The organism is Variovorax sp. GW821-FHT09B05 (assembly GCF_059418265.1).
On record NZ_JBWKPN010000008.1, the window covers coordinates 102,445 to 122,833 of the forward strand.

Annotated in this window: 9 protein-coding genes; all 9 read left to right on the plus strand. The window is 67.2% G+C overall.

Annotated features, from left to right (window positions below; translation table 11 throughout):
* Positions 1-12: 12 nt before the first annotated feature.
* The 9 genes from AC07RM_RS21430 (at position 13) to AC07RM_RS21470 (ending at position 20,387) form a co-directional block, all read left to right on the plus strand.
* Positions 13-1,020 carry a Bug family tripartite tricarboxylate transporter substrate binding protein gene (locus tag AC07RM_RS21430; protein WP_296776136.1) on the plus strand — a complete coding sequence of 336 codons (1,008 nt, stop codon included), beginning with the start codon at positions 13-15 and terminating at the stop codon, positions 1,018-1,020.
* Position 1,021: 1 nt separating this feature from the next.
* Positions 1,022-2,272, plus strand: coding sequence for a CaiB/BaiF CoA transferase family protein (locus AC07RM_RS21435; RefSeq protein WP_495335799.1), 1,251 nt, complete (start codon positions 1,022-1,024; stop codon positions 2,270-2,272).
* Positions 2,269-3,432, plus strand: coding sequence for an acyl-CoA dehydrogenase family protein (locus AC07RM_RS21440; protein WP_495335800.1), 1,164 nt, complete (start codon positions 2,269-2,271; stop codon positions 3,430-3,432). Before AC07RM_RS21435 ends, AC07RM_RS21440 begins: the two co-directional genes overlap by 4 nt.
* Before the next feature lie 28 nt (positions 3,433-3,460).
* Positions 3,461-4,486 carry an acyl-CoA dehydrogenase family protein gene (locus AC07RM_RS21445; RefSeq protein WP_495335801.1) on the plus strand — a complete coding sequence of 342 codons (1,026 nt, stop codon included), beginning with the start codon at positions 3,461-3,463 and terminating at the stop codon, positions 4,484-4,486.
* Positions 4,487-4,514: 28 nt separating this feature from the next.
* Positions 4,515-5,312, plus strand: a complete 798-nt coding sequence (locus tag AC07RM_RS21450) for a crotonase/enoyl-CoA hydratase family protein (protein ID WP_495335802.1) — start codon at positions 4,515-4,517, stop codon at positions 5,310-5,312.
* 237 nt (positions 5,313-5,549) lie between these two features.
* On the plus strand, positions 5,550-17,072 hold the full coding sequence (locus tag AC07RM_RS21455) for a two-partner secretion domain-containing protein (protein ID WP_495335803.1): 11,523 nt from the start codon (positions 5,550-5,552) through the stop codon (positions 17,070-17,072).
* 12 nt (positions 17,073-17,084) lie between these two features.
* The gene (locus AC07RM_RS21460; RefSeq protein ID WP_495335804.1) at positions 17,085-17,906 is read left to right on the plus strand and encodes an immunity 49 family protein; all 822 of its coding nucleotides are present in this window, start codon (positions 17,085-17,087) and stop codon (positions 17,904-17,906) included.
* Positions 17,907-18,027: 121 nt separating this feature from the next.
* Positions 18,028-18,636 (plus strand): hypothetical protein, encoded by a 609-nt coding sequence (locus AC07RM_RS21465; protein WP_495335805.1) that lies wholly within the window; start codon positions 18,028-18,030, stop codon positions 18,634-18,636.
* 11 nt (positions 18,637-18,647) lie between these two features.
* Positions 18,648-20,387 (plus strand): ShlB/FhaC/HecB family hemolysin secretion/activation protein, encoded by a 1,740-nt coding sequence (locus tag AC07RM_RS21470; protein ID WP_495335806.1) that lies wholly within the window; start codon positions 18,648-18,650, stop codon positions 20,385-20,387.
* The last annotated feature ends 2 nt before the right edge of the window (positions 20,388-20,389 follow it).

Consider the following 20,389-nt stretch of genomic DNA (forward strand, 5'->3'; position numbering starts at 1 on the left):
CGGAGACACCCCATGACCACCACACCACGCAAGACCCGCGGCACGCGCCGCCGTGCCTTCGGCATCGCGCCCGCGCTGCTGCTCGGCTGGGGCCTGCTGGGCAGCGCCGCCCCGGCCGCCGCGCAGGACTTTCCGTCGAAGCCGATCAAGTTCGTCGTGCCCTTCCCGCCGGGCAGCGGCACCGACACCTCGGCGCGCTACTTCGCGCGCAAGCTCAATGAACTCACGGGCCAGCCCGTGGTGGTCGAGAACAAGCCCGGCGCCAACGGCTTCATCGCCGTGAAGGCCGTGCTCGCGGCGCCGGCCGACGGCTATACCGTGTTCGTGGGCAGCAACTCCACGCTCGCGGTCAACGTCGCGCTGTTCAAGCAACTGCCGTACGACCCCGTGGCCGACCTCGCACCGCTCACGATGATGATGCGTTCGCCCGCGCTGGTCGTGGTGCCCGGCAACTCCGAATACAAGACACTGCCGGCGCTGATCGCGGGCGCCAAGGCCAGGCCCGGCGTGCTCAACTACGGCGCGGGCTCGGCCGGCTACCAGCTGATGTCGGAACTCTTCAACGACGCCGCCAGGGTGCAGACCGCGCACGTGCCCTTCAAGGGCGCGGCCGAGGCCGTGATCGCGGTGGTCTCGGGCACGGTGAACTTCGCCTTCGCCGAGATCACCAGCGTGCAGGAGCTCGCGCGCTCGGGCAAGGTGCATGCGCTGGCCGTGGCCTCCGACCGGCGCGTGCCCGCGCTGCCCGAGGTGCCCACGGCGGCCGAGGCCGGCCTGCCGGGCTTCACGGCCTACACCTGGGTGGCCGGCATGGTGTCGGCCAAGACACCCAGGGCCGAGACCGAGAAGCTCGCCGCGCTGCTCACGAAGATCGAGAAGATGCCCGAGACGCGCGAGTTCTACGAGCGCATCGGCGCCGAGGTGATGCAGGGCGGCCCCGAGGAGATGCGCAATTTCCAGAACGCCGAGATCCAGCTCTGGAAACGCATCGCGGTGACGGCCCGTGTCGAGCAGCAGTGAGATGAAGAAGCCAGCTGCCGATGCGCCCGTGCCCGGCGCGCTCTCGCACATCCGCGTGCTCGATCTCTCGCGCGTGCTGGCCGGCCCCTGGGCCAGCCAGACGCTGGGCGACCTGGGCGCGGAAGTCATCAAGGTCGAGCGGCCCGGCCGCGGCGACGACACCCGCCTGTGGGGCCCGCCCTTCCTCAAGGACCGCGAGGGCACCGACACGCGCGACTCGGCCTACTACCTGTGCGCCAACCGCAACAAGAAGTCGGTGGCGATCGACTTCACCACCGCCGCCGGCCAGGCGCTGGTGCGCGATCTCGCCAAACGCTGCGACGTGCTGATCGAGAACTTCAAGGTCGGCAGCCTCGCGCAGTACGGCCTCGACCATGCCTCGCTGCTCGCGCTCAATCCGCGGCTGGTGTATTGCTCGATCACCGGCTTCGGCCAGACCGGCCCCTATGCCGAGCGCGCCGGCTACGACTTCCTGATGCAGGGCATGGGCGGCCTCATGAGCATCACCGGCCGCGCCGACGGCGAGGAGGGCGCCGGCCCGGTCAAGGTGGGCGTGGCGCTCACCGACATCCTCACCGGCCTCTATGCGAGCACCGCCATCCTGGCCGCGCTGCAGTCGCGCGACCTCAGCGGCGTGGGCCAGCACATCGACCTCGCGCTGCTCGACGTGCAGGTGGCCTGCCTCGCCAACCAGGGCATGAACCACCTGTACGGCGGCCAGCCGAAGCGCATGGGCAACGCGCATCCCAACACCGTGCCCTACCAGGACTTTCCCACGGCCGACGGCCACATGATCCTGGCGATCGGCAACGACGGCCAGTTCGCGAGCTTCTGCCGCGCCGTGGGCCATGCCGAGTGGGCGAGCGATGCGCGCTTCGCCACCAACGCCGACCGCATCGCGAACCGCATCGCGCTGATCGCGCTGATGCGCGAGATCACGGCCACGCGCGGCACCGCTGAATGGGTGACGCTGTTCGAGCGCGTGGGCGTACCCTGCGGTCCCATCAACACCATCGCCGACGTGTTCGAGGACCCGCAGGTGAAGGCGCGTGGCACGCGGATCCGCATGGCGCATCCGGTGGCGGGCGAGATCCCGCTGGTGGCCAGTCCGCTGCGGCTGTCGCAGACCCCCGTGCAGTACCGGCGCGCGCCGCCCACGCTCGGGCAGGACACGCGCGAGGTGCTGGGCGATCTGATGGGCCTGTCGGCGCAGCAGATCGGCGACCTGACGAACCAAGGAGTGATTGCATGAGTGGAGCCCTGAGCTCGCTGTCGATGACGGCGATTCCGCCCGAGGACGAGGCGCTGCGCGCGCCCGTGCGGGCCTTCCTGGCCGAGGCGTTGAAGGACGTGCCGGCGCCAGTGCGCGCGCGCTCCTGGTCGGGCTACGACGGCGCCTTCAGCCGCGCGCTCGGCGCCAGGGGCTGGCTCGGCATCACCTTGCCGACCGAATACGGCGGCGGTGGCCGCAGCGCCTTCGCGCGCTACGTGCTGGTGGAGGAGTTCCTCAACTCTGGCGCGCCCGTCGGCTCGCACTGGATCGCCGACCGCCAGAGCGGCCCGCTGATCCTCAAGTACGGCACCGAGGCGCAGAAGCGCTTCCACCTGCCGCGCATCTGCCGCGGCGAATCCTTCTTCTGCATCGGCATGAGCGAGCCCAACGCCGGCTCCGACCTCGCGAGCGTGCGCACGCGCGCCGTGAAGGGCGCGGATGGCTGGACGCTCAACGGCCAGAAGATCTGGACCACCAACGCCCACCACTGCCAGTACATGATCGCGCTGGTGCGCACCTCGGGCGAGCCCGAGGACCGGCACAAGGGGCTGTCGCAGCTCATCGTCGACCTCTCGCTGCCCGGCGTCACCGTGCGGCCGATCGAGGACCTCTCAGGCGACTCGCATTTCTGCGAGGTCTTCTTCGACAACGTGCAGCTGCCCGCCGATGCGCTCATCGGCGCGGAGGGCCATGGCTGGGAGCAGGTCACGGCCGAGCTGGCCTTCGAGCGCAGCGGCCCCGAGCGTCTGTTCTCGAGCATCGTGCTGTTCGACGAATGGCTGGCCTTCGTGCGCACCGAGGCTGGCCGCACGCCCTCGGCGGTGCGGCTCGCGGGCCGCATCATGGGCCAGCTCGCGCCGCTGCGCGCCATGTCGCTCGCCGTCACCCAGAAGGTGGCCGAGGGCGGCAGCCCGGTGGTCGAGGCCGCGCTGGTCAAGGACCTGGGCACCGGCGTCGAGCAACTGATCCCGGCCGCCATCGCCGACGACCTCTACGGCCGCGCCGAGGGCACGCCCGTGCCGCTCGAGCTGCTGCTCACCCTCGAATACGTGACCCAGGTCGCGCCCTCGTTCTCGCTGCGTGGCGGCACGCGCGACATCCTGCGCGGAATGATCGCGCGCGGCCTCGGCCTGCGCTGAGCCCGCGGCACCCACAAGGAACCAAAGCATGGAAGACATCTACGCCGACGCCCTGCGCGGGCTGCTCGAGGACTGTTGCACCCTGCGCCATGTGCGCGAGATCGAGGCCGGCGGCCCGGCGGGCGCGCTGTGGGAAGCGATCGAAGGCTCGGGCTTCGCCAATGCGCTGCTGCCCGAATCGGTGGACGACGGCGCGGGCCTCGCGCTGGCCGACGCCTTCGCGCTGCTCGAACTCTGCGGCCGCTTCGCCGTGCCCGTGCCGCTGGCCGAGACCATGACCGCGCGCGCCCTGCTCGCGCAGGCCGGCGTGCGGCGCCCCGGCGGCGGCATCGCGCTGACCGCGGGCCGGCTCGACGCCGATGGCGCGCTGCATTGCGAGCGCGTGGTCTTCGGCCGCGTTGCCGACTGGGTGCTGGTGCAGGTCGAAGGCTCGCCGTCGCGCTGCCTGCTGCTGCCCGTCGATGCGGCCGAGGCCACGCCGGCCGTCGCGCCGCTCGATGCCGGCCTGCGCTGGCCGGCTGATGCGCTCGCCGCTGCGCCGTCCTTCGAGGGCGGCGAGGCCCTGCGCCTGCACCAGGCACGCTTGATTGCGGCCCAGCTCGCGGGCGCGCTGTCGGCCGTGTTCGAACGCACGCTGCAGTACGCCAACGAGCGCCAGCAGTTCGGCCGCGCCATCGGCAAGTTCCAGGCGATCCAGCACCAGCTCAGCGTGATGGCCGAGCATGTGTTCGCCGCGCGCATGGCCGCGCAGATGGGCTGCACCGCCGACGGCGCGCAGCCGCTCGCGCCCGATGCGCTGCGCGTGGCCGTCGCCAAGGCACGCACCAGCGAGGCCGCGCTCGAAGTCGCCGCGCTGAGCCATTCCATCCACGGTGCCATCGGCTTCACGGCCGAGTTCGACCTGCAGGTCTACACGCGCCGCCTGCATGCCTGGCGCCAGGCGGCCGGTGCCGAATCGCACTGGCACGATCTCATCGGCACCTTGCTCGTCGACGGCCGCTTCGAACGCTCGCTCGACCTGCTGCGCGCCGCCACCGATCCCGTCGCGGCCTGACCGCCTCTCACTCCGGAGACATCACCCCATGGACAGCTTCCTCCAATCCCGGCGCGACGGCGCCATCCTCGTGCTCACCATGAGCCAGCCGCAGACGCGCAACGCGCTCACCGGCAACAGCGCGGTCGAGGAGATCGTGCAGGCCTGCGCCCAGGTCACGCGCGACCGCGCCATCCGCGTCGTCGTGCTGACCGGCGCCGACCCCGTCTTCAGCTCGGGCGGCAACGTCAAGGACATGCAGCGCTACGAGAAAGAAGGCCTCTCGCCCGAGGTCATCCGCGAGGAGTACCGCAACGGCATCCAGCGCCTGCCCAAGGCGCTGTACAACCTCGACGTGCCCGTGATCGCCGCCGTCAACGGCCCCGCCGTCGGCGCCGGTCTCGACCTCACCTGCATGTGCGACATGCGCATCGCCTCCGAGAAGGCCACCTTCGCCGAGAGCTTCGTCAAGGTCGGCATCGTGCCGGGCGACGGCGGCGCCTGGCTGCTGCCGCGCGTGGTCGGCATGTCGAAGGCCTCGGAGATGGCCTTCACCGGCGATGCCCTCGACGCGCAGGAAGCGCTGGCCTGCGGCCTGGTCTCGCGCGTGGTGCCGCACGAGCGATTGATGGAGGAGAGCCTGAAGCTCGCCGCGCGCGTGGCCGCCAACCCCGGCGGCGTGCTGCGCATGACCAAGCGGCTGCTGCGCGAAGGCGAGCGCAGCACGCTCGAATCGCTGCTGGAGATGTCGGCGGGCTACCAGGCCATTGCGCACATGACGAGCGATCACCGGGAGGCGGTGCGGGCGTTCATCGAGAAGCGCAAGCCGGTGTTCGGGAACGACTGAAAGCTACCTCTGCCCGGGTTGCGTGCTTGCGATCGCGTGCGTTCGCGACATCTTTGCTGTCAGTCGATAAAAGTTCATTCACATTCATTAGAAAAGCAGTCGATCTCTCTGAGCAATCAGTGCCATTTTTGCAACTGGGTGGCTTTACCATAGTTCTCCGATCCTGATAATCGACATCCCCGACGAATGCGCCGACAAAAGAGCGCTGGGGGTTTGATTCAGGGGAGGACACAAGGGATGAATCGCCAGTTGCATCGCGTCGTCTTCAATGCCGCCAGGGGCATGCGGATGGTGACGCAGGAGACGGCCAGGAGCACCGGCAAGGGTTCCAGCAAGGCCACATCGACCATGGCCCGCGGCGCAACGGAGGGCGCGAGCACCTGGAGCGCCATGCCGGCCGTCATCGCGCTGGCCGGCATGCTGGCGACGCTATCGGCGCAGGCCCAGATCGTCGGCGCACCCGACGTTCCCGGCAATCTGCGCCCCACCGTGCTGGTCGCACCCAATGGCGTTCCGCTCGTCAACATACGAACTCCGAGCGTCGCTGGCGTCTCGCGCAACGTCTACAACGCCTTCAACGTCGGTGCCAACGGTGCCATCCTCAACAACAGCCGGGGGAACGTGCAGACCCAGCTCGGCGGCTTCGTGCAGGGAAATCCCAACCTGGCCACGGGGCCCGCGCGCATCATCGTCAACGAAGTGAACGGCGGTAATCCGAGCCAGCTTCGTGGCTATCTGGAAGTCGCGGGCCAGCGCGCCGAGATCATCATCGCCAACCCGGCGGGCATCAGTGTCGATGGCGGCGGCTTCATCAACGCATCGAAGGCGACGTTGACGACAGGGACGCCACAGTTCAACGCGATCGGTGGGCTCGACAGCTTCGTCGTACGTGGTGGCACCGTGAGCATCGATGGCGCGGGCCTCGATGCAAGAAGAACCGACTATGCGGCCATTCTCGCGCGCGCCGTGCAGGTCAATGCCGGCATCTGGGCCAGCGAGCTCAAGGTTGTGACGGGCGCCAATCAGATCGGTGCCGATCATGCGCAGATCGCGCCCACGACTGGAGCAGGCGCGACACCCGCTTTTGCTCTGGACGTCTCCCGGCTAGGCGGGATGTTCGCCCATCACATCTTCCTGAAGGGCACGGAGGCCGGCCTGGGCGTGCGCAATGCCGGCAACATCGGTGCGAGCGCCGGCCAACTGGTCGTCACGACAACGGGCCGGCTCGAGAACACCGGCACGCTCGAAGGCACGCGCGTGGAAATCGCCGGGGCAGGCGATATCGACAACCGCGGTGGGACGATTCGGCAAACCAGCGGCATAGGGCTTGTGATCGCTTCGCCGACGCTGTCCAACACGAACGGGGGCGTGATCGGTGTCGAACGGTTGCCGGCCTCGACGACTGGCGGCGCGGATGGCGGCGCGGATGGCGGCGCGGGCGGCACCACAGGCGGCACCTCCGAACCGGGTGCGCCGGCCAATGGCTCCGGCTCCGGTGGCGCTGCGGCTGCACCCGTGTCAGCACCAGCACCAGCGCCCTTCATACCCACCTCGCCCGGTGCCCTCACGGCCACGGGCGCCATCCTGAACGACGGCGGGAAGATCTACGCTGGCGGACCGATTGCGTTGCAGACCCCACGGATCAGCAATGCGGGTGGCGCGCTTTCGGTGGCCAGCATGGCGGTTATCGGCCCGGATTTCAGCAACGCGGGCGGCACACTCCATGTCAGCGACAGCTTCAGCGCCAACGTCGGTCGGTTCGACAACACGGGCGGCAAGCTGAACGCAGGCGCGTTGAACATTGCGACCAGCAACGACCTGCTCAACAACGACGGCGTATTGGCGAGCGCCACGCATGCCAGCCTCACGGTCGGTGGCAAGGCAGACAACCTGCGCGGAAGCATCTCCGCGGCAGGGGCCTTGGGTGCGACCGTGGCGGGTGCCATGAACAACAGCAGTGGCACCCTGACTTCCAACGAGGCGCTGACGCTCGATGCCGGTTCGCTGGACAACACGCAGGGCCGCATCCAGTCCGCCCAGGCCGGCGTGCGGCTCGGCGTGACTCACGCGCTGGACAACGGCGGTGGTGGCAGCATTCAGGCAGCCAGCGACCTCGGCATCCGCTCGGGCTCGCTGGCCAACGGAGGGAGCCTGCGCGGCGGCAACGATGCCGATATCGTGGTCGTCGGCGCGATGACCAACGATGGCAGCGTGACCGCGAGACGGCACGCCACCATCGCGGCTGGCAGCGTGCGGAGCAGTGGCACCGCTGTGCTCGGCGCCGGCATCCGCGATGACGGCAAGCGCGGCGGAGCCGGCGATCTGCGCGTGACCGCCGCCGGTGCGCTGGTCGCCAACGGCACCAGCCTGGCGGCCGGCGATGCAGTGCTCCAGGGGGCGAGCGTCGATCTCTCCGGCAGCCAGACCCATGCAGCCGACATCACGATCACGGCCACGCGGGGCAATGTCGTCACTACCAACGCCGCGGTGACCACTCCCGGCACGCTGGCGATCGGCGCCAACGGCAATGCCACGCAAACCCTCGTCAACGACGCCGGCAAGCTCGGTGCAGCCCGATTGAGGATCGAGGTCTCGAACATCGCCAATACGAGCAAGGGCGAGATCGTGCAGACCGGCAACGGAGTCACCCGGATCGTGGCCTCCGGCGCCATCGACAACAGCGGTGGGACGTTGGCGAGCAACGGTGGCCTCGATCTCGTCGCGGCGAGCCTGAGCAACAGGAGCGGCATCCTGCGGGCGGCTCAGGCGTCGGACCTGGTGGTCACGGTGGCGGGCCTCGTGGACAACCGCCAGGGCGAGATGAGCGCGGGCGGCAACGCCGCGCTTCGAGCGGGCGGTCTCGACAACGAGAACGGACGCATCGCGGCCGCTGGCGATGTATCGAGCGCCACGAGCGGCGAGATCAGCAACCGCGGCGGCACGATGGCCGCGAACGGGCGTGTCACGCTGAACGCCGCGAGCCTGGACAACACGGGTGGCAAGGTGTCCGCGCTGGACTCCTTGACGGCCAGTGTCCAGGGCGCGGTGAACAACGCCTCGGGCACGTTGGTCGCCGATCGGGCACTCGTGCTCGATGCGGGCTCGCTGGCCAACGACAAGGGTGCCATCCAGTCGACGCGGGCCTCGACCCGCTTGAACGTGAGCGGTGCGCTGGCCAATGGCTCGGGCTTCGCGGGGGGCGCGACCGACCTGCGCATCGAGGCGGGGAGCCTGTCCAATGCAGGCAGCCTGCGCGCCGGCAACGACCTCGCCGTCGCGGTGGAGGGGCTGTTGGCCAACAATGGCAACATCACCGCGGGACACAACACCACCATCGCGGCCGGCAGCGTGCAAGGCGGCAGCTCGGGGGTGGTCGGCGCCGGCATCCAGAGCGACGGCAAGCTCGGCGCGGCGGGAGACCTCGTGGTGAGCGTTGGCGGGGCGCTCGTGGCAACGGGAACCCATCTCGCGGCCGGCAACGCCACCTTGCAAGGGGCGAGCGTCGACCTCTCGAACAGCCAGGCCAGTGCGGCGAACATCGCGCTCGTTGCAACGCAGGGCGACGTCACCACCAGCAGGTCCAAGGTGCTCACCGCGGGCACGCTGGCGATCCGCGCCAACGGCAACGCCGGGCAAGCGCTCGTGAACGATGCGGGCCTGCTCAGCGCCGGCCGATTGCTGATCGATGTTTCGAACCTTGCCAACACCAACGGTGGCGAGATCGTGCAGACCGGCTTAGAGGCGACCACCATCGCCATGGGTGGCACGCTGAACAACGATGGCGGGCGCCTTGCCAGCAATGGACGCGACCTCGGCCTGCGCGCCGGCGCGATCACGAACAAGGCGGGCACCATCGAGCATGCAGGCAGCGGCGCGCTGGGCATCGCTGGCGGCAGCTTCGATGGAGAGAACGGGCGGATCACGACGAACAACGCGTTGACGGTCGAAATGTCGGGAGCCTTTGACCAAGGCGGCGGCACGACCAGCGCCAAGCGGATCACGATCGACGCCGGCTCGCTGGACAATCGCGGCGGCCAGATCCTCCAGACCGGCACCGATGCCACGCGCATCGCCGTGGCCGGTACGCTCGACAACGGCAATGCGGGCGTCATCGCCAGCAATGGCGACACGACCATCGTGGCCGGCAGCCTGTCCAACCGGGGCGGCTCGATTCGTGCGGCACAGGCTGCCGGCCTCGCCGTGAACGTGAGCGGCCTGCTCGACAACAGCGACAAGGGCTCGATCGGCGCTGGCGGCGACGTTGCCGTCCGGGCCGGCAGCCTCGCGAACGACGCGGGCAGCCTGACGGCCGTCGGCAACCTCGATGCCACGGTGTCGGGCGTGGCCACCAACGTCGGCGGCACGCTCGCGTCCAATGGCAACACAACGCTCACGGCCGACAGCCTGGACAACAGCGCGGGGACGGCTGCGGCCGTCAACGGCAACCTGAGCGTGATGACCACCAGGCCGACGCTCAACGTCGGCGGCATGTTGCAGGCGGGCGGCGGCACCACGCTGAGCACTGGCGGCTTCGTCAATCGGGGCGGCAAGGTCTTCGGAAAGACCTTGTCCGTCGACACGCACGACAACACGCTCGACAACAGCGCGAACGGCACCATGGCCGCGACCGCCACGGTGGCCATTCGCTCCGGCACGCTCCTCAACGATGCCGGCCTGGTGCAAAGCGGCGGCGCGATGACCCTCGACACGAATGGCCGAAGCCTGAGCAATACCAACGCCGCGGGCCATGGCAGCAAGCAGGGTGGCATCGTCAGCGCCAGCACGCTCACGCTGGACACCGGCGCGCTCGACAATGCGGCCGGGTTCATCGGCGCGAAGAACGCGCTGGCGGCCAGCACGCGGGACTTTTACAACACGCAGGGCGGCATCGTTCTCGGCCAGTCCAGCGTCGCGGTCGTCACCCATGGCGCCACCTACGACAACAGCGGCGGCAAGACGCAGGCTGTGAGCGATCTCAGAATCGAGGCCGCGGATGTCCAGAACTCGGGCGGCCTCGTGCGCTCCGCCGCAACGACGACGCTGAGAGCCGGCACCGTCATCAACACCACCACGCAGGGCCAGGATCAGGGCATCGAGGGCAGGAACGTCGTCGTCGATGCCATCAACCTGGACAACGACGGGGGAGCGATCCGTGCCGACGTCGACGTCACCATTGGCAGCAGCGGCACGGTCAGCAACAGGAATGGCCTGATCTCGGCTGGCGACACGCTCGCCATCGTCGACCCTCATGCAGCGAATCCCGGCGCGAAGACACTCAATCTCATCAACACCGACGGCACGCTGGTGGCCGACAAGGGCCTGAAGATCGATGCCGCCGGGTTCAGCGGAGACGGCAAGGTCGTCTCGGGCAAGGACCTGCGCATCGCGCTCACACAGGACATCGTCAACAACGGCGAGGTGGCTGCCAACGGAGACCTCAGCTATACCACCACCGGCCATCTCACGAACAACGGCAAGCTGCTGGCGGGCCAGACCCTCACGGTGGGCGGCAACACCATCGACAACACCGCCAATGCGGAGATGTCGGGGCAGCACACCGTCGTCCAGGCCAGTGGAACGCTCACCAACCGAGGCTTGATCGACAGCCGGGGAACGACCCGGATCGATGCGGGCGTGCTGACCAACACCGGCACCGGACGCATCTACGGCGATGCTGTCTCCATCGGCGCCGGTACGCTCGACAACGCGGCCGAAACGGTCGCAGGCGTGACCAAGGCGGGGACCATCGCGGCGCGTGGCGACCTGAACATCGGCGCGGCGAACATCCGCAACCGCGAGCATGCACTGATCTTCAGCCAGGGCAACATGTCCATCGGTGGAGCGCTCGATGCCGAGCGCAAGGCCACCGGGCAAGGTGCCGTGCTCGATAACCTCAGTGCCGACATCGAGTCCATCGGCAACATGCGCATCGCGATGGCGCAGATCAACAACCGCGATGTGCACATCCGCAAGGGCACGCCCACGGTGACGCCCGGCGGCGCCATAGGCATTGCGCCGACGACGCCCGTGGGCAGCGGCATCGGCAGGACGACGCTCTACACCCTGGACGAGGTCAACGTCGATGCCGCCAACGGCCTTGTCTTCCGCAAGGACACCGGCGAACTCGTGGGCATCGGCGGCTATGGCATCTGGCAGAACGTCACCACGACCACGGAAGACACGGCCGTCGATGCCGATCCCGCGCGGCTCGTCGCGGGAGGCAACATGAACGTCGACGGCCGTCTCTACAACGAGAACAGCCAGGTGCTGGCCGGCGGAACGATCACCGCCACCAGCTATCAGTCTTCCCAGCTGTCGGGCACGCGCTCTGTCGTCGGCTCGGCCACTGTGATCGACAACACAGGGCAGTTGCAGACGCCGGTCCCCATACCGATCGTCATACCACCGCAGACGATCTCGCTGGGTGGCTACAAGTACCAGTCGAACCTGAACGCGAGCACGGGCTACGACGCCGGGACAGCACCGGTCGGTGGCGCCACGGGTGGCGCGGCCGGCACGGGCAGTGTGAGCGGTGGCAACGGCCCTGGCGCCATCGTCGAGGTGGCCGCCAGCGTGGGCGAGGTGATGAAGACCGATGGTCGGAGCGTGGGCAGTTCGGCGGGCTCGAGCGGACCTGGAGGCACCGCACCGACGGAGGCCGGCGTGGGCACCACGACCGTTGCCGCGAATGGATCGGCGCAGGGCACAGCGTCCTCCGCCCAGGCCGGCGCAAGCCGGACCGTTCCGATGGTCGTGCGCACCAGCGCGCCGAGCACGGGCATTCCCAACGCCAGCCTGTTCAGCCTGCGCACGAGCGGCGGCTACCTGATCGAGACCGACCCGCGCTTCGCGAACTACCGCAACTGGCTCGGCAGCGATTACCTTCTGAACAACCTGGGCCTCGATCCCAACAACACGCTCAAGCGCCTGGGCGACGGTTTCTACGAGCAGAAGCTCATTCGCGAACAGGTGGCCAAGCTCACGGGCTATCGCTACCTGGAGGGCTTCAGCAACGACGACGACCAGTACACCGCGCTGATGAATGCCGGTGCGACCTTCGCCAGGCAGTACGGGTTGCGGCCTGGTGTCGCGCTGAGCGCGGCGCAGATGGCGCAACTGACCAGCGACATCGTCTGGCTGGTCGAACAGACCGTGACGCTGCCCGACGGCAGCACCCAGCGCGTACTGGTGCCGCAGGTCTATGTGCGGGTGCGGCCCGGGGACATCGATGGCTCGGGGGCGCTGCTGAGCGCCGACACCACCGTCATCGAGGGCCAGGGCGACCTGGTGAACACCGGCACCATCGCCGGTCGCAGCCTGGTCAGGATCGACGCCGGGAACGTCGGCAACCTGGGTGGCCGGATCGACGGCGGCGCCATCGGCATCAACGCCCGCAACGACCTGAACAACATCGGCGGCAGCATCACCGCACGGGACGCCGCGGTGCTCACGGCCGGGCGCGACATCGACATCCGGACGACGACGTCGACATCCGCTGGCAACACGGCCATCGACCGCGTGGCCGGCGTCTATGTGACCAACCCAGGCGGTACGCTCGTCGCCTCCGCAGGCCGCGACGCGAACCTCGTCGCGGCGGCCCTGGTCAGCGCCGGCGATGTGTCCGTGGACGCCCGGCGCAACATCGACCTGGGCACCGTGACCGAAGGCCATGGCATCGCGATCGTGGGCCGCAACGGCGCGGGCATCGCGTCCGAGAGCCGGGAGGTGGGTTCGGTCGTGCAGGGGCAGGGCAATGTGCGGCTCGCGGCCGGCAACGACCTTCGTATTCGCGCGGGCGCGGTGGCCAGCACCGACGGTGCTCTGGTGGCCACCGCCACCAACGACATAGACGTCTCGGCGGGTCAGGCCACGAGCAGCGTGTCGACCGCCACGCAGAGGTCTTCGAAGAGCCTGCTCAGGAAGAGCAGCTCCAGCACCTTCGACAGCACCACCACCACCGAAGTGCTTTCCAGCAGCCTGAGCGGAAAGAGCGTGGTGTTGGTGGCTGGTAACGACGTCAACCTGCAGGCCGCGCAGCTTCGCTCCGAAGATGCCACCAGCCTGTCGGCGGGGCGGGACATCAACCTGAGCACGGCAAGCCGCAGCACCGTGGAACTGCATGCGGCGCAAAGCCGCAGCAGTGGCACCGTCTTCGGGCAGGCACTCGCTGCCGCGACCTTCGCCGGCGATCCGACAGCCGTGGCCATTGCCGGCAACAAGAAGTCCAGCAACAGCGCCGGCGCCAGCGTCGATACCCAGACCGTCGGCACCCAAATCTCGGCCGGCAGCCTGCAGGCCGTGAGCGGACGCGACATCGGCCTGAAGGGCGCCACGATCGTCGCGGACAAGGACGTCACCCTGATGGCCGGGCGCGATCTGCGCATCGAGAGTGCGCAAGGCACCCGTGTGGAGAACCGCTACGACGCCAGCAGCAGTTCCGGGATGATCGGCCAGTGGTACAACCCGGCCATCGGCAACGTCAAGGGCTCGCAGGCCAACGCGACCACGGGCACGACGCAGCAAGCCAGCCAGGTGGCCAGCCTGCAAGGCAACGTGACGCTGGTGGCTGGCAACGAATACCGACAAACCGCGAGCAGCGTGTTGGCCGCCGGGCAAGCCGGTGCGCTGGCGGGCGGCGACGTCAACATCCTCGCGAAGAACGTCGTCATCAACGAGGCGTACGACACCACGCAGTCCGTCACGCTGGATCGGCGCTCGAGCACCATCGTGGGCGGGAGCGCCAGTGTCATGGGAGTTGGCACCGACACGCTCAAGGGCGGCTCCAGCACCATCAGGGCGATGGGCGACATCGGTGGCGGGGATGGCCGCCTGCAGGCGCTGGGGACCATCAACCTGGCCATGAGCGGCAAGCAGGCCTACGACAACGTCAGCGCGCTGGCCAACGGCGGCCAACTGAGTTACGGCGTGAGCGTGAACGTCAGCCGCAACAGTACCGAGAGCACGAGCTTTACCAACAACACTCAGGCGGTGGGCTCGGGCATCGTGGGAGCGAACAACGTCAACATCGTTTCGACCGGTAGGGGCAAGGACTCCAACATCCGTGTCGCGGGCTCCACCATCGCCGCCGGCAAGACAGTCAACCTGACGGCAGACAACGACATCACCCTGGAGGCCAGCAAGAGCGAGAGCGTGGCGGCGGGTCAGAACTCCAGCCGCGGCGCCAACGTCGGCGTGACCGTGGGTGCCGGCGCGCAAAACGGCGTCAGCTTCCAGTTGGGCGTGAATAGCGGCAAGGGCAAGAACAACCAGAGCGACGTCGGCTACAGCGCCACCAGCGTCAGCGGCGGCAGGGCCGTGAACGTCAGCAGCGGCGGCGATCTGAACATGCGCGGCGGCATCATCGAAGCCAATCGCATCGCGGCCGATGTGGGGCGGAATCTGAACATCGAATCGCTGCAGGATGTGAGCATCGGCCAGTCCCGTCAAAGCAGTTCGGGCTTGAATGTCAGCCTGTGCATTCCTCCGATCTGCGGCGGAGTTTCCACGGTGGGCGGCAGCGCGGCCGGAGCCAAGGCCGACGGTGTCTTTGTCAGTCCGAATGCGCAGGCGGGCATCAAGGCCGGCGATGGTGGCTTCGATGTGAAGGTCAAGGGCGACACGAACCTCGTGGGTGCCGTGATCGAGAGCACACAGGCTGCCGTCGACGACAAGAAGAATCGCTTCGACACCGGCGGCGCGCTCACTACGCGCGACCTGCAAAACCTGAGCCAGTCCAGCGGCAGCAGCTACAGCGTGAGCGGCGGCGTGGGCTTCATGGCTGGCGGTGCGAGCGAGCAGCAGGCGGCCATGCGCATGGACCGCAACATGAGCGAGAGCCAGGTCGCCGCGGCCAGCAACTCCATGCCTTCTGGCAGCGCGGGCGGGGGAAGCTACGGAAGCAGCCAGAGCAGCGTCACGAAGTCGGGCATCTCCGGCATCGCGGGTGGCCAGGACGTGCGCACCGGCGACAGCAGCGGCGTCGGCACCTTGGTCAAGGACTGGAATGCCCAGGACATCGTCAAGAACGTTCAGGCGCAGGCGCAGCTCACGCAGCAGTTCAATCAGAACGCCGCGCGGGAAATCGGAACCTATGCGGGCAACCGGGCTATCCAGCTTCGAGATCGCGCGCAAGCCGAGACTGATCCTGGACGGCGACAGTTGCTTCTGAGCGAAGCGAGGCAGTGGGACGAGGGGGGCGCTTATCGAGTGGCGTTGCATACCGCCGCAGGGGCATTGGGAGGCGGGATCGGCGGCGCGCTGGGCGCGGGTGTCAGTGCGACCCTGATGCCCCGTATTGCGCAGGCGATCGAGGACATGAACTTGCCTGGACCCGTCGCGCAGGCTCTGGGTGCCATCAGCGCGGCGGCGATCGGGGGGATCGTCGGAGGAACGACAGCTGCGGCCAGCGCCTATGGCGTGGATATCAACAATCGTCAGTTGCATCCTGCGGAAACCAGGCTGATCAAAGACCATGCAAAGGAGTACGCGGCCAGGAAGGGCATCAGCGTGGCCGACGCCGAGAAGGAACTGGCTGCCCAGGCGTTCAGACAGGTTCAGTTCGGTGCGCCCGGCGCCTGGGACAAGGACGCCAATGCATTCCTGCAGGAACTCGCAAGATACGGCCAGGGGCAGAACCTCCCGCTAGACCCGGCATTCCCGCAAGCCGGCCCGGGGTACTACTTCCAGGCCACCCCTGCGCAGAAGGTCAATGCCGCGATCTATCTGAATGAGGTAATTCGGAGTCCTCAAGCGCTGCAGTTCTATCGCGACAACAACATCCAGCAGCCCACCATTGCCCAGATCGCAGCGGCCGCGAGCAAGGACCAAGGCGCTCGGAGCCAAATCGCACAGCTGACGATCCAGGCCGCGGCGCTAGCGGGGGGGCTCGCCCTGGCGCCTGGCTTGAGTGGCGTTGCCGCCGAGGGATATGCATTCGCGCAGAACCCGGTGGCGTACTGCACGCTCAATCCGGCGGCCTGCATTGTCGGCGCCGACATCGTGGCCGCCACGGTCTCTGGCGTTCCCGTAACGGGGGCGCCTCTTCCCAATGCCGGGAGCACCGCGCGAACATTGACGCGCGTGGCGGAGTCCGAAGCCGCTGCCGCCGCCAACGCCGCAAGGGCCACCGCCGGAAATGTCGAGACGGTCGCGAATGCCATCGGCGCACAGCGGACCATCACGGCACCGAGCGCCGCCGGGCGCACGGTATCGACCATGGGTGAGGCCGTGTCTGGCAACCCCATTGCCGCCACGCAGGCCGGTACCGTCAAGGGGGCCGATATCTGTGTCAGTGGCTGCGCCATTGGAGGGCTGACCCAGCCGGAGCAGCAACTGGTTACGCGCATCCGCAATGGAGAAGACTCCGCTGGCGGGAACTTGACGGAGCAGTTGCTGACATCGGTTTCTCAGCGCACGGGGATGACTGTCCTGGCCGGCGGAAAATATGGCAGTAACAACGGCTTTGATCTGGTGTTGCAGGATGCGGCGGGCAACGTGACGGTCATCATGGACGCTAAGCAGATTACCCAGGCAGGGTCGATCAAGCTCTCGACAGATGGAGCCAAGGGTACAAACCAGCTGTCACCAGATTGGATACGAAGTGTGTTGAACGCACTTCCTCAAAACTCGCCAACCCGACATGCAATTCAACAAGCAATTAATAACAATGCCTTGACGGTAGCTGTTGGTGGGGTTAACCGGACGACCGGACAATTGATTGTCGCCCCCGTTACTGTGCCAAACAAGCAGCCGTGGAATTGAGGATTCTATTCAATGAATGAAAATTACCAACAGGCCGTGAGTGATGGATTGGAGCATGCGCGTGGGCATGCTGCAGATTTTTTTAATTTTGACAAAAAATTTCATCCTCTTTTTCTTATTGAAGAAGGGCGGGGAAATCGTGATGGCTGTATGAGACATTTGGAAAGCATTCATACGGCTCGGGCGATGGTTGATTGGTTTGGTGGGCACGATCTTTTTTCATTCAAGCAAGACTGCTACGTCGCCAGCAGACTTCAATACATTCGAAAAAAAGAGGCCAATGAGTTCGGAGTATTGTGGGAGCAAGATTTTTTTACTGTTTTGATGAGCGATCATGCTCCTCTGATAAATTTCTGGGCGAGCTTTAAGGTAAGGAGCCAGCAAGCAATCAAAGAGGTAAGCGATCCCCGAAAGCACTTCTTTCGCCACTACCAGATGACATTGGCATTGCGAGGTGAGTGGGAGGAGTTGGGTCGTCGTGCGCAGGAACAGCTCGATGCACAGCCAGCCGGACTCAAACGATTCATGGTCGATCAGCGGTTTTATCTAGCACTGGCTCGGGGTGATAAAGCTGGCATGGAAGAAGCCTTGGCTGACCTGACTTCGCCCAAAATGGCAAAGGTGCGCAACAGGCAATTGGAATTTGGCTATACCCATTTTTTCATCGGTACGCACGCAACGATGTACGCCAAGATCGCCTGGAGAGCCGGGTACGAGGTCGAAGTCGACACGCCTTACATCCCGAAGGAGTGGTTGCCGATCCAGCCGTTGGCGAAGTACGAGGAACCGTACGCCTTCATGCGCGCGTACGACGCCGACTCGCCCACTGTCTGAGCGATTCTGCGACGGTGCCCGATGCCACGAAAGGCAGTCAAAGGCACCATGGCCCATTCCGGCGTCATGACGGCCTAAGGCTACGTGACACCGGAAATCTTGGAATTTCGGGAGTAAAACAATGACCTATTCAGGGAGCTTTCTCTTCGTCACGATGCCCGCAGCCTTCCTGCTGGCTTCCTGCACCTATTCGCAGATCAACCCGCAAGCCGCGCTGGAAGATATCCGCGCCAACGACGGTTACTACGAACTGAAAAGCGTCGAGCCCGGCAGCACGAAGCTTGTCTTGCGCACACCCGGCGTCGCTGCCGCATCGGCCGCGGCCCAGTACGCAGTCAGCACCGCCGAGGCGCCTTGCGAGGGCTTCCAGCACCTGGGCGCCGCGGCGAGTGCGGGCCACGGCGTCGTTTATCCGTGGATCGCGCGGGCCACGCGCGTGGGCTCGGGAGCCGAGCCCTTCCTGGTTCACGAGGCGACGCCGGGGCAGCCGATCCAGGTTCGCGGCATCGGTAAATGGAGCACGGGCGGCGCGAACATCGCCTTTCAGCACGGCAGTTGCGGACCGGAGGTCGTGCGCTTCACGCCTCAGGCGGACCACGCCTACGCGGTGGAGTTCATCTGGGGCAAGGGCATGTCCTGCCGCCTCGCGGTGATGGACGCGACAGACCCCGACGCGCCTCAACCGGTGGGGTCCAGGCCCGTCCCCGGCTGCCCGGCACCCGCGCGCTGAGCGCCGTCGCCATGAAGAAGTATCTGTCGGCGGCGGTGGCAGCCACCTTGCCCTTGCTCGCTTCCGCGCAGCTCGCTGCCACGCCGCAACCCTTCGTCGAGCAGCAGCGTCAGCAGGAGCGTGAACGCGCCCTGCGCGAGCAGAACGAACGCAGCGTCGACCAGCGTTCGCAGGCGGCTCCTCCAGCGCCCACGCAACGCATCCCCGAGGCCGAGGCGCCGTGCTTTCGCATCGATCGTGTGCTGCTGGCGGGCGAGCAGTCCGAACGTTTCCAGTGGGCCATCGCCGACCTGTCCGGCCCCGAGGACAACGACTCGCCGCTGGGCCGCTGCCTCGGCACGGCCGGCGTCAACGTCGTGCTCGCGCGCGCGCAGCGGGCCGTCATCGCGCGCGGCTTCGTCACCAGCCGTGTGCTGGCCGCGCCGCAAGACCTCTCCACCGGCACCCTGACGCTGTCGCTCGTGCCCGGCCGCATCGCCGCCATCCGCCTCGCACCGGATTCCTCGTCGACTCTGCTCGGCGGGGGCCCCCTGTTGGCCACCGCGATCCCCGCGCGCGTTGGCGAGCTGCTGAACCTGCGCGACATCGAGCAGGGGCTCGAGAACCTCAAGCGCACCCCTACCGCCGAAGCCGACATCCAGATCGAGCCTTCGACCGCGCCCAACGCCAAGCCCGGCGACAGCGACCTCGTCGTCAAGTACGTCCAGTCGAGGATATGGCGCCTGAGCTTCAACCTCGACGACAGCGGCACCGAGGCCACGGGCCGCAACCAGGCCGGTGTCACCTTGTCGCTGGACAACCCCCTGGGACTCAACGATCTCTTCTACCTCAACGCCAACCACAGCATCAACGGCCACTTCCTTTCGGAGCCGCGCTACGGCACCGAAGGCCAGACGGTGCACTACTCGCTGCCCCATGGCGATTGGATGCTGGCCTTCACGGCCTCCAACAGCCAGTACCACCAGACCGTGGCCGGCCTGAGCCAGGACTACATCTACGCCGGCAAGACCAACAACGCCGAGATCAAGCTCTCGCGCCTGATCTACCGCGACCAGCAGCGCAAGACCACGCTGGCGATCAAGGGCTGGCGTCGCGAGTCGCGCAACTTCGTCGACGACACCGAGGTCGAGGTGCAGCACCGCGTGGTGGGCGGCTGGGAGGCCAGCCTGAACCACAAGGAGTTCATCGGCGAGGCGACACTCGACGGTACACTGGCCTACAAGCGCGGCACCGGCGGCTTCGGCTCGCGCACCGCGCCGGAGGAGGAGTTCGGCGAAGGCACTTCGCGGCTGAAGCTCTACACGGCCGAGATCGGCCTCAGCGCTCCGTTCAAGTTCGGCGAACAGAGGCTGCGCTATTCGGGCTTGGTGCGCGCCCAATGGAATCGCACGCCGCTGACGCCGCAGGACCGCTTCGCGATCGGCGGGCGCTACACGGTGCGCGGTTTCGACGGAGAGACCAGCCTGATGGGCGAGCGCGGCTGGCTCATCCGCAATGACATCGGCTGGGCCATCCCCTGGGGCGACGGCCCGAGCGGCGCTGAACTCTACGCGGGCATGGACTACGGTCATGTGGGCGGACGCTCGACCGTCGATCTGCTGGGCCGCAGCCTGGCGGGCGCGGTCGTCGGCGTGCGCGGCCAGTGGGCCCGGCTGAGCTACGACTTCTTCGCCGGCGCGCCCATCCGCAAGCCGCAAGGCTATCGCACCGCCAAGGTGGCGCTGGGGTTCAATCTCAACGCCAGCTTCTGATG